Genomic DNA, 11,750 nt, shown 5'->3' on the forward strand with positions numbered 1-11,750 from the left:
TACACTACCTAAGGCATATTTCATATTAATAATAAAAACAAATTCGTGAGTATTTATGATTAGTGTTTTTGAAATGTATAAAATTGGCATTGGTCCTTCTAGTTCACATACCGTTGGACCAATGAAGGCGGGTAAACAATTTATTGATCAATTAGTTGCAAGTAATAAACTCGCTGAAATCACTCATTTACATATTGATGTTTATGGTTCACTCTCTATGACTGGGCGTGGCCATAATACAGATATTGCAATTATTATGGGGCTTGCTGGTTATTTACCAGATAATGTCGATATCGATCAAATTCCGGTTTTTGTTGAACAATTAAAACAGCAAAAACAATTTCCTTTAGCACTAGCAACCCATACCATTCCATTCGATTTTTACCAAGATATGGAATTCCATTCTACATTTTTACCATTACATGAAAATGGAATGACAATTAGTGCTTATCACCAAAATCAGTTAATTAAGCGTGAAACCTACTACTCTATTGGTGGTGGATTTATTGTTGATGAAGCACATTTCAATCAACAGCAAACGACAGAAACTAATGTACCTTTTCCTTATAAAAATGCAGCTGATTTAATTCACCATTGCCGTGAAAATGGCTTGGCGATTTCTGGGGTAATGTTGCGTAATGAACGTGCATTACATACAAAAGAAGCGTTAAATGAACACCTTAGCAAGGTATGGCAAACAATGGAAGCCTGTATTCAACACGGTCTTTATACAGATGGATTACTTCCTGGCCCATTAAAAGTACCTCGTCGTGCTGCAAGTTTACGCCGCTTATTAGAAGCAAATAACTCTCTTTCTAGTGATCCAATGAAAGTGATCGACTGGATTAATATGTACGCATTAGCAGTCAATGAAGAAAATGCAGCTGGTGGTCGTGTTGTTACTGCACCAACTAATGGTGCTTGCGGTATCGTCCCTGCTGTATTGGCATATTATCAAAAATTTATTGCTCCGATTACTGATGAAGTAAGAGATTGTTATTTACTTACCACCAGTGCAATTGGTTCACTCTATAAAATGAATGCCTCTATTTCAGGTGCTGAAGTCGGTTGCCAAGGTGAAGTAGGCGTTGCTTGTTCTATGGCTGCTGCTGGATTAACTGAAATTATGGGCGGTACACCAGAACAAGTCTGTATGGCGGCAGAAATTGCAATGGAACACAACCTTGGTTTAACCTGTGATCCTGTTGGTGGTCAAGTCCAAGTGCCTTGTATTGAGCGTAATGCGATTGCTGCAGTAAAAGCAATTAATGCAAGCCGTATGGCGTTACGTCGTAACACTCAACCACGTGTCACGTTAGATAAAGTGATCGAAACCATGTATGAAACAGGTAAAGATATGAATGCCAAATATCGTGAAACATCACAGGGTGGTTTAGCGATTAAAGTCATTTGCAATTAAAAAACTAAAGGGAGCAAACAATTTGCTCCCTCCTTTCTTCCTTAAATTTGACTAAGATAATAAGCAGTTTTTCTCACCACGAGAAAGGCTAATCAAACCAGAACGAACCACTTCAATAATTGAGGTTTCAGCTTTTATTGCGCGGATAAATGCATTTAATTTTTCACTATCACCACTCAGCTGAACAGTATAAGTTTTTGGCGTAATATCGACAATTTGTCCACGATAAATATCCGCCATTCGTTTAATCTCTTCTCTGGTTGCACCTTGCGCTTTTACTTTAATCAATAAAATTTCACGTTCAACATGTTCAACATCACTTAAATTAATGACACGATAAACATCAATTAATTTATGTAATTGTTTTTCAATTTGTTCTAACACTTGTTCATCACCATACGCTTCTATTGTCATACGAGAAAGTGTTGGATCATCGGTCGGTGCTACCGTCAAACTTTCGATATTAAATGCCCGTTGTGAAAATAATCCGATAACTCGTGATAATGCACCAGATTCATTTTCTAATAATACTGATAAAATTCTACGCATTATGATCTCTCCGTTCTGCTTAAATACATTTCATTCATTGCTCCACCCCGTACTTGCATTGGGTACACGTGTTCTGTTTCATCAACTTTAATATCAACAAAAACAACACGATCTTTAATAGCAAGGGCTTCAGCTAATTTTTGTTCTAATTCATCTGGTGTATTAATTTGCATACCTATATGTCCATAGGCTTCTGCAAGTTTGACAAAATCAGGTAAAGAATCCATATAGGATTGTGAATGGCGTCCTGCGTAGATAATATCTTGCCACTGTTTCACCATACCTAAGAAGCGGTTATTTAAACTCACTACAATAATTGGAATACCATATTGTTTTGCAGTAGAAAGTTCTTGGATATTCATCTGAATACTACCATCACCGGTAACACAAACAACAGTAGCTTCTGGATGAGCAAGTTTTACACCTAATGCAGCAGGTAAACCAAATCCCATCGTACCTAAGCCACCCGAATTAATCCAATGACGTGGTTTAGCAAAAGGATAATGTAAAGCAGCAAACATTTGGTGCTGTCCTACATCCGAAGCAATATAAGCATCACCATGGGTCAAACGATATAAAGTTTCTATCACTTGCTGAGGCTTGATCACATTACTATTGGTTTCATAACTCAAACATTTTTTCTCTTGCCATTGATGAATTTGTTTCCACCAATCTGCTAACTGTTGTTGTGCTTTCGCTACATCATCTTCAGTTAATAACGCTAAGAACTCATCTAACACCATTTCAGCATCACCAACAATTGGAATATTAGCAATCACATTTTTTGAGATAGAAGTTGGGTCAATATCAATATGAATAACTTGTGCATTTGGGCAATATTTTGCCAAATTATTGGTGGTACGATCATCAAATCTTACGCCAATACCAATAATTAAATCACTGTTATGCATGGCATTATTAGCTTCATAAGTACCATGCATTCCTAACATACCGAGGAATTGTGGATCTTGTCCTGGGAAACCACCTAATCCCATTAACGAAGCTGTTACCGGAAGATTTAAATGATGAGCAAATTGCGTTACCTTTTCTGCACAATTTGCTGTAATAACACCACCCCCAATAAATAACACTGGGCGTTTAGCAATTTGAATGGCTTTTAGTGCTTTTTTAATCTGTCCTTTATGTCCATGCAATGTTGGATTATAAGAACGTAAATGCACTTCATCTGGATAACTATAATTGTATTTAATACTTGGATTTAAAATATCTTTTGGTAAATCAATTACTACTGGACCAGGACGACCAGTTGAAGCAATATAAAATGCTTTTTTCATTACCATTGGAATATCTTCTGCTTTTTTAATTAGGAAGCTATGTTTTACAACAGGACGAGAAATCCCCACCATATCGCACTCTTGGAACGCATCGCTACCAATTAAATTTCCCATTACTTGACCTGATAACACCACTAATGGTACAGAATCCATATAAGCGGTTGCAATCCCAGTAATGGTATTGGTTGCACCTGGACCAGAAGTAATTAAGACACACCCAACTTTTCCTGTTGAACGTGCATAACCATCCGCCATATGCACAGCACCTTGTTCATGACGAACTAAAATATGTTCTATACCGCCAAGCGTATGAATTGCATCATAAATATCAAGCACCGAACCGCCCGGATAGCCAAATAAATACTCCACACCTTGATCTCGTAATGACTGCACCACCATTTCGGCACCAGATAATTTTTTCATCTTTGTTCTCCAAGTTATTATTATTAATAATCTTGGTTACTATTTTTACTGCAACTTAGATAGCTTGTCCATAGCTATTTTTTATGTGATACGTGTCAAATTTAGAATTTAATTCTAATAAAAAATAACTTTTCAATATTAAATAAAAATTATTGTCATAAAGATAAAAAAAATACGGCAATAAGCCGTATTTTATAAAATATAATTTTTTATTAGATTTATCCTAAATTGGACTGGCGTGATCTAAAAATAAACAATAATACAGCTAAAACCACTGCAGTAGTAACAAATCCTAGCGTTGCTGAACTGGTAAATCCTAAACAAATAAATCCAACAAAAGAAGCAACTGCAACCACTATCGCATAAGGTAATTGTGTGGTTACATGATCGATATGATTACATTGTGCACCTGTTGAAGAAAGAATAGTGGTATCTGATACAGGAGAACAGTGGTCACCACAAACTGCCCCAGCCATCACTGCTGATAAACATGGTAGCATTAATGAAGGATCTGCATTAGCTGCCATCGCTGCTGCAATTGGTAACATAATACCAAATGTTCCCCAACTGGTACCGGTTGAGAACGCCATTACAATAGCAAGTACAAATAACAATGCCGGTAATAATTGAGTCATCATATTACCGCTGACTAAGCTCGCTAAATATTTACCCGTATTCACATCCCCAACAATGGTATTAATCGTCCAAGCAAAGAATAAGATCGTAATTGCTCCAGACATTGATTTAAAACCAACTAAAATTGCCTTGATATAGTCTGAGAAACTAATTTGATTAAAAATAAAGAGTGATGCAACAATAAAAGAAGCTAAACTACCGAATACTAATGAAACACCAACTGTTGTATTTTCGAATGCGCCCAATACGGAGAATTCCTGACCATTTGCTAATAAAGCTTCATAACCAGTGTACATCATCATCGCAACCGTACTAATAATTAATACAATAATTGGAATAATTAACCCGCTTACACTACCTTGATTATTATCATCAGCCGTATTCGATTCTTGTTCTACTGCTTCCATTGCTTTACGTTCATATTTCGCCATTGAACCAATATCAAATGAAAAATAAGCCACAAAGAACACTGTAAATAATGCAAATAACGCATAATAGTTCATTGAACTCATCGCAACAAAAGCGCCCATTGGCGTATAATCTGCAATCGCATGGGTTGTTAATAATCCAGCAACCAGCGTCATAATATAAGCTCCCCAGCTAGAAATCGGCATTAATACGCACATTGGTGCAGCGGTAGAATCAAGAATATAGGCTAATTTAGCACGAGAAACTTTAAATTTATCTGTAACAGGACGGGCAATAGCACCTACGGCAAGGCTATGGAAATAATCATCAATAAAAGTGAAAAATACTAAACAAGCTGTTAATAATTTTGCCCCACGTCTTCCTTTAATATGCCTTTGAGCCCAAACAGCAAATGCTTGATTACTGCCAGAAGTACTTAATAATGAAGTTAATGCGCCAAGCATTAATAAGAAAATAATAATACTGACATTATTACGATTAATTCCTTCTTCACTATATACTAAAGAAAGTACACTATTTTTAATATAAATTACGGCATCCAATGGGTTTCCTGCTGTTAGCATAACTGCACCAACAATAATCCCAATACTTAATGACAATAATACTTTACGTGTTTTGATTGCCAGTGTTAAAGCTAATAACGGCGGAATAACCGACACAATAGATGAAGAATAATCAACAAGTTCCATACGCTAACCTAATTAAATTAAGAAGAGTCTAGCGAGTTATTTAGCGAAGAAAGGTTTCACAAAAGGAAGGATAATAGAATTAACCACCCTAACTCGTAGCGCTCCATAGTTAAACAAATAATGACTATGACAGTATCGTCCCTTTCGGCAACGATCCCAACCAATCAAGATGACGCTTGATCGATTTCGGCGGTTATTCCTTTCCCTTCTTATCAACGTAGTCAACTCAAAGAAGATACTTATAATAATCGCACCTCTACTTCAGGTGCGTTAAAAGATACAACAAGTGATAAAAAAAGCAAGTATTTTAAATTGATATTTAATTAAATATTAATTTTTATATTTACTTTTTAATTATTTTCGTTAAAATCCTTTTGTATTTTTATTAAGCATATAATTTGTAACAACATTTATGAGGAAATTATTAATGGAAGAATTATTAAAAACATTAAATAATATTCGTTCTTTACGTCTTTTAGCAAAAGAAATACCTTTAGAACAATTAGAAACTATTCTTAAAAAATTTGAACTTGTTGTTCAAGAAAGAAAAGAAGAAGAAGAAGCGCAACAACTTGTTTTAGCGGCTCACCAAGAAAAAATTGAGAAATATAAAGAATTACTAAAATCTGAAGGTATCTCTCCTGAAGAGTTACTTGAAGTAATGAATTTACATCGTTTCAATCCATCTCAACATAAAAAACGTGCTCCTCGTCCAGCAAAATATAAATATACAGATTTAGATGGCTCACAAAAAACTTGGACCGGTCAAGGTAGAACACCAAAAGCAATTCAAATTCAGCTAGATAAAGGTGTCACTTTAGAAAGTTTTGAAATTTAATCTGTAGCTTTATACTGTTCTAAAAAACCTATTCTGTAGATTCTGAATAGGTTTTTCCTTTTTATTAATATATAAATTTTCATATTATACATAAGATATAGAATTATTTAATTATCCATAAAAATCTCTAATGAATAGATTTTAATCACCAATTACAAGATTTAAGCAATATCCTACTATTATAAAACTTAGCCCTAGCTCACACTTTTTAAATTTAACACTTGTTTTACATTTTATTAATAATAAGATCATTCATACTATCTGTGTTTTAAAGGAGTACTTGTTATGATAAATATTAGTATTGGTATGTTTCAAACTCTTGCTTTATCTGTAATAGCTATCTACATTGGAGAATTTATTCGTCAGCAATTCCCTATTTGGAAAAAATATTGTATTCCTGCACCAGTTATTGGAGGAACATCATTTGCAATTATCACGACTTGCTTATACTCAAGTAACTTTATCTCATTTCATTTTGATTATAAAACAATCAATACTTTTTTTTATAATATTTTCTTCGCTGCGATGGGATTTTCTGCAAGTTTCACTTTATTGAGAAAAGGTGGGAAATTAGTAGTTATATTTAGCATTCTTGCTGCAACCCTTGCTGTACTACAAAATATTCTTTCACTTGGATTAGGAATATTACTCAATATGAATCCTCTCATTGCTCTAATGTCAGGTTCTATTCCTTTAACAGGAGGGCATGGAAATGCAGCAGCATTCGCACCTATTGCAGAACAGATGGGAGCAAATGGCGCTATTGAAGTTGCAATTGCAGCAGCAACATTTGGTTTAGTTGCTGGTTGTATTTTAGGGGGGCCATTAGGAAGAAGACTTATCCAAAAACACCAACTTAATAAACAACGAAGTGATAAAGAATCTTTAAATAAATTCGATAATGATAAATTACCACGCATAAGTTATCGTCGCTCAAGCCAGGCTGCTTTTCTACTATTACTTGCTTGTGGTATTGGACAAACTTTATTTTTCCTTTGTCAAGTGATATTCCCTCAAGTAAATATCCCTATTCATGTAATGAGTATGCTTGGAGGATTGATTTTACGTTTATCACTTGATGCTACTAAACGAGATCATCAAGCATTATATGAAAATATAGGGATTATTGGTGAAATATCATTAGCTATTTTTGTATCTATTGTAATTGTCACAATGCAATTATGGAAGTTAACAGATTTAGCATTCCCTCTCATTATTATTTTGACATTACAAGTATTACTTTGTTATTTCTTCTGTATCTTTATTACTTTCCGTTTTTGCGGTAAAAATTATGATGCTGCCATTATTGCTACTGGTCATTCTGGATTCGGCTTAGGCGCAGTCCCTGTTTCTATGGCAACTATGACAGCCGTATGTTCTCATTATCATTACTCAAAATTAGCATTCTTTGTAGTTCCTTTAATCGGTGGATTTATTAGTAATATTAGTAATGCACTTATTATTACGTTGTTCTTAAATATTGCTCAAGGAATGACTTAAATCCAATATTTAAGCGATTCTTATTACATCTCATACACAATTCAGTTTGAGATGTAATATATAATTTTCTTATTAAAATCAATGCAATATTACTATATTCCTAATTTGCATAAGAAACTGTTTCATCTAATATAAACTCTTTAAGCTATAAATGGGCTATGCTATTTTTTCACATTAAGAAATCTTTTACAGATTAATAAGTTAGTTTTTGTCAATTACACATCTCTCATTTCTAAAAATTTTTCTGCTTGAGTTTTTGCTTAAACACATTATATTGATGCAAAATTTTTCTGAAATACTATATATTGTGTTAGAGGCTTTTTAATGAATACATCACTTCGAGTTACTAAGCGAGATGGTCGTTTAGAGCCAATCGATTTAGACAAAATCCACCGTGTGATTACCTGGGCTGCAGAAGGCTTAGATAATGTTTCAGTTTCACAAGTAGAATTACGCTCTCATATTCAATTCTACGAAGGAATCAAAACATCTGATATTCATGAAACAATAATTAAATCTGCCGCAGATTTAATTAGTAAAGATACCCCTGATTACCAATACCTTGCAGCACGTTTAGCCATTTTCCATTTACGTAAAAAAGCGTTTGGTCATTTTGAGCCACCACGTTTATATGAACAAGTGAAAAGACTTGTACGCATGGGGAAATATGATGCTTCATTATTAGTAGATTATTCACGTGAAGAGTGGGATGAAATGGATACCTATCTTGACCACTGGCGTGATATGACTTTTTCTTATGCTGCAGTAAAACAATTAGAAGGTAAATACCTAGTTCAAAATCGTGTTACAGGTGAAATTTATGAATCTGCACAATTTCTCTATATTTTAGTTGCAGCTTGTTTATTTGCGCAGTATCCCAAAAAAACTCGTTTGAGTTATATCAAACGTTTCTATGATGCAACATCAACATTTAAAATTTCATTACCAACACCAATTATGGCTGGGGTTCGTACTCCAACACGTCAATTCAGTTCTTGTGTCTTAATTGAATGTGATGACAGCTTAGATTCAATTAATGCCACTTCTGCTGCGATTGTTAAATATGTTTCACAACGTGCTGGTATTGGGGTAAATGCAGGCGCTATTCGTGCATTAGGTAGCCCAATCCGTAATGGTGAAGCATTCCATACAGGTTGTATTCCTTTTTATAAACACTTCCAAACAGCGGTGAAATCTTGTTCACAAGGTGGTGTTCGTGGGGGTGCAGCAACCGTTTATTACCCGATTTGGCATTTAGAAGTTGAGAGCTTATTGGTATTAAAGAACAATCGTGGTGTAGAAGATAACCGTGTCCGTCATATGGATTATGGGGTACAAATTAATAAACTTATGTATCAGCGCTTGATTAAAGGTGCAGATATTACTTTATTCAGCCCATCTGATGTACCGGGACTTTATGCTGCATTCTTTGCTGATCAAGAAAAATTTGAACAACTTTATCTACAATATGAACAGGATCCTACTATCCGTAAACGTAGTGTTAAAGCAGTAGAGTTATTCTCATTATTAATGCAAGAACGAGCATCAACTGGGCGTATTTATATTCAAAATGTGGATCACTGTAATACTCACTCACCATTTGATCCTGCAGTAGCACCAGTGCGTCAATCTAACCTTTGTTTAGAAATTGCTCTGCCAACAAAACCATTACAACATATCCATGATGAAAATGGTGAAATTGCACTTTGTACATTATCTGCATTCAATTTAGGTGCGATTGAAAACCTTGATGAGTTAGAAGATTTGGCAGATTTAGCTGTACGTGCTTTAGATGCACTTCTCGACTATCAAAATTATCCAATTAAAGCTGCGAAAATTGGCTCTATGGGACGCCGTTCTTTAGGAATTGGCGTGATTAACTATGCTTATTATTTGGCGAAAAATGGCGTACGTTATTCTGATGGTTCAGCAAATGATTTAACTCACCGTACCTTTGAAGCAATTCAATATTACTTATTGAAAGCTTCTAATCGTTTAGCTAAAGAGTTTGGTCCATGTAACTTCTTTAATGAAACTAATTATGCAAAAGGAATTTTACCGATTGATACCTATAAAAAAGATGTGGATCAATTAACTAAAGAGCCTTTGCATTATGATTGGGAAACATTACGCCAAGAGATTAAAGAGTTTGGTTTACGTAATTCAACATTAACTGCATTGATGCCGTCAGAAACATCATCGCAAATTTCTAACGCAACCAACGGTATCGAGCCACCTCGTGGTTACGTCAGTATTAAGGCTTCAAAAGATGGTATCTTACGTCAAGTTGTACCTGATTATGAACATCTAAGTGATAAATATGAATTGCTTTGGGATATTCCCGGTAATGATGGTTACTTACATCTTGTTGCGATTATGCAAAAATTTGTGGATCAAGCAATTTCAGCAAATACAAATTACGATCCTCAACGCTTTGAAGATGGTAAAGTACCAATGAAGCAATTATTAAAAGATCTATTAACTGCATATAAATATGGTTTAAAAACACTTTACTATCAAAATACCCGTGATGGTGCAGAAGATAATCAAGAGGATCTTGATGACGGCTGTGCTGGCGGTGCTTGTAAAATCTAATCAATAAAAGGTCAGTATCACTGACCTTTTTACTCTATTTAATCGAATATTGAGGGAAAAACTGATGGCATACACCACCTTTTCACAACACAAAAATGATCAGCTCAAAGAACCAATGTTCTTTGGTCAAAATGTTAATGTGGCACGCTATGATCAACAAAAATATGAAACGTTTGAAAAATTAATTGAGAAACAACTCTCTTTCTTCTGGCGTCCAGAAGAAGTGGATGTTTCGCAGGATCGTATCGACTATCAAGCGTTACCTGAACATGAAAAACATATTTTTATTAGTAACTTAAAATATCAAACTTTATTAGATTCAATTCAAGGTCGTAGCCCAAATGTAGCGTTATTGCCGTTGGTTTCCATTCCTGAATTAGAAACTTGGATAGAAACTTGGACTTTCTCAGAAACGATTCACTCGCGTTCTTACACCCATATTATCCGTAATATTGTTAACGATCCATCTATTGTGTTTGATGATATTGTAACTAACCAAGAAATTATTAAACGAGCAAGAGATATTTCTGCATATTATGATGATTTAATTCGTGATTCACAGCTCTACTCGCTTTATGGTGAAGGGACTTACACCGTAGATGGGAAACAGTGTACTGTGACTTTACGCAATTTAAAACGTCAATTATACCTTTGCTTAATGAGTGTTAATGCGTTAGAAGCAATCCGTTTCTATGTTTCATTCGCCTGCTCTTTTGCATTTGCTGAACGTAAATTAATGGAAGGAAATGCGAAAATTATCAAATTCATTGCACGTGATGAAGCATTACATTTAACCGGCACTCAACATATCCTGAATATTATGGCAGCTGGACAAGATGATCCTGAAATGGCAGAGATTGTCGAAGAGTGTCAGCAAGAAGCTTACGATCTCTTTGTCGCAGCAGCAGAACAAGAAAAAGAGTGGGCAAATTACTTATTTAAAGATGGTTCGATGATTGGTTTAAATAAAGATATTCTTTGCCAATATGTAGAATATATTACCAACATTCGTATGCAAGCTGTGGGGTTACCGCTACCATTTACAACGCGCTCTAATCCAATTCCATGGATTAATGCTTGGTTAGTTTCAGATAATGTTCAAGTTGCACCGCAAGAAGTAGAAGTAAGTTCTTATCTTGTTGGTCAAATTGATTCTAAAGTCGATGTAGATGATTTTGAGGATTTTAAACTTTAATCCTATCTCTGATAAAGGCGTAGTATTACGCCTTTATCTCAGTTTAATGACAAAGTCTATTCAATATTTTTTAGATATTTTTGTTTTAATTAATATTTAGGTTTCGCCCTAAAGGGCAACTTCATTTTCTTTACTTGTGTAAAGAAAACGAAGCAAAAGAAACACACCCTCGCACACTTGC

8 protein-coding genes and 1 riboswitch are annotated in these 11,750 nt (G+C 34.7%); of the genes, 5 read left to right on the plus strand and 3 right to left on the minus strand.

The window, feature by feature from the left end:
* The first annotated feature begins 55 nt into the window (after window positions 1-55).
* Entirely contained in the window at window positions 56-1,420 is a 1,365-nt protein-coding gene (locus QV06_RS01950) for an L-serine ammonia-lyase (protein ID WP_065236707.1), read from the plus strand.
* Between the two features lie 51 nt (window positions 1,421-1,471).
* Here QV06_RS01950 and ilvN read toward each other — a convergent pair whose 3' ends face one another.
* From ilvN to QV06_RS01965, 3 genes are all read right to left on the minus strand, one after another.
* Entirely contained in the window at window positions 1,472-1,969 is a 498-nt protein-coding gene (gene ilvN / locus QV06_RS01955) for an acetolactate synthase small subunit (protein ID WP_065236708.1), read from the minus strand.
* Entirely contained in the window at window positions 1,969-3,687 is a 1,719-nt protein-coding gene (locus QV06_RS01960) for an acetolactate synthase 3 large subunit (protein WP_065236709.1), read from the minus strand. Before QV06_RS01960 ends, ilvN begins: the two co-directional genes overlap by 1 nt.
* A gap of 218 nt (window positions 3,688-3,905) precedes the next feature.
* On the minus strand, window positions 3,906-5,441 hold the full coding sequence (locus QV06_RS01965) for a Na+/H+ antiporter NhaC family protein (protein WP_065236710.1): 1,536 nt from the start codon (window positions 5,439-5,441) through the stop codon (window positions 3,906-3,908).
* An 88-nt stretch (window positions 5,442-5,529) separates the two neighbouring features.
* Window positions 5,530-5,708: riboswitch (Lysine riboswitch) on the minus strand.
* 160 nt (window positions 5,709-5,868) lie between these two features.
* Between QV06_RS01965 and QV06_RS01970 the strand changes: the two genes are divergently transcribed.
* The 4 genes from QV06_RS01970 (at window position 5,869) to nrdB (ending at window position 11,569) form a co-directional block, all read left to right on the plus strand.
* On the plus strand, window positions 5,869-6,279 hold the full coding sequence (locus tag QV06_RS01970) for an H-NS family nucleoid-associated regulatory protein (protein WP_065236711.1): 411 nt from the start codon (window positions 5,869-5,871) through the stop codon (window positions 6,277-6,279).
* 285 nt (window positions 6,280-6,564) lie between these two features.
* Window positions 6,565-7,779, plus strand: a complete 1,215-nt coding sequence (gene gltS, locus QV06_RS01975) for a sodium/glutamate symporter (protein WP_065236712.1) — start codon at window positions 6,565-6,567, stop codon at window positions 7,777-7,779.
* A 324-nt stretch (window positions 7,780-8,103) separates the two neighbouring features.
* Entirely contained in the window at window positions 8,104-10,374 is a 2,271-nt protein-coding gene (nrdA, locus tag QV06_RS01980) for a class 1a ribonucleoside-diphosphate reductase subunit alpha (RefSeq protein ID WP_065236713.1), read from the plus strand.
* Window positions 10,375-10,438: 64 nt separating this feature from the next.
* The gene (gene nrdB, locus QV06_RS01985) at window positions 10,439-11,569 is read left to right on the plus strand and encodes a class Ia ribonucleoside-diphosphate reductase subunit beta (protein ID WP_065236714.1); all 1,131 of its coding nucleotides are present in this window, start codon (window positions 10,439-10,441) and stop codon (window positions 11,567-11,569) included.
* Window positions 11,570-11,750: the final 181 nt, after the last annotated feature.

The sequence above is a fragment of the Gallibacterium genomosp. 3 genome (assembly GCF_001678475.1).
Taxonomy (GTDB): Bacteria; Pseudomonadota; Gammaproteobacteria; order Enterobacterales; family Pasteurellaceae; genus Gallibacterium; species Gallibacterium faecale.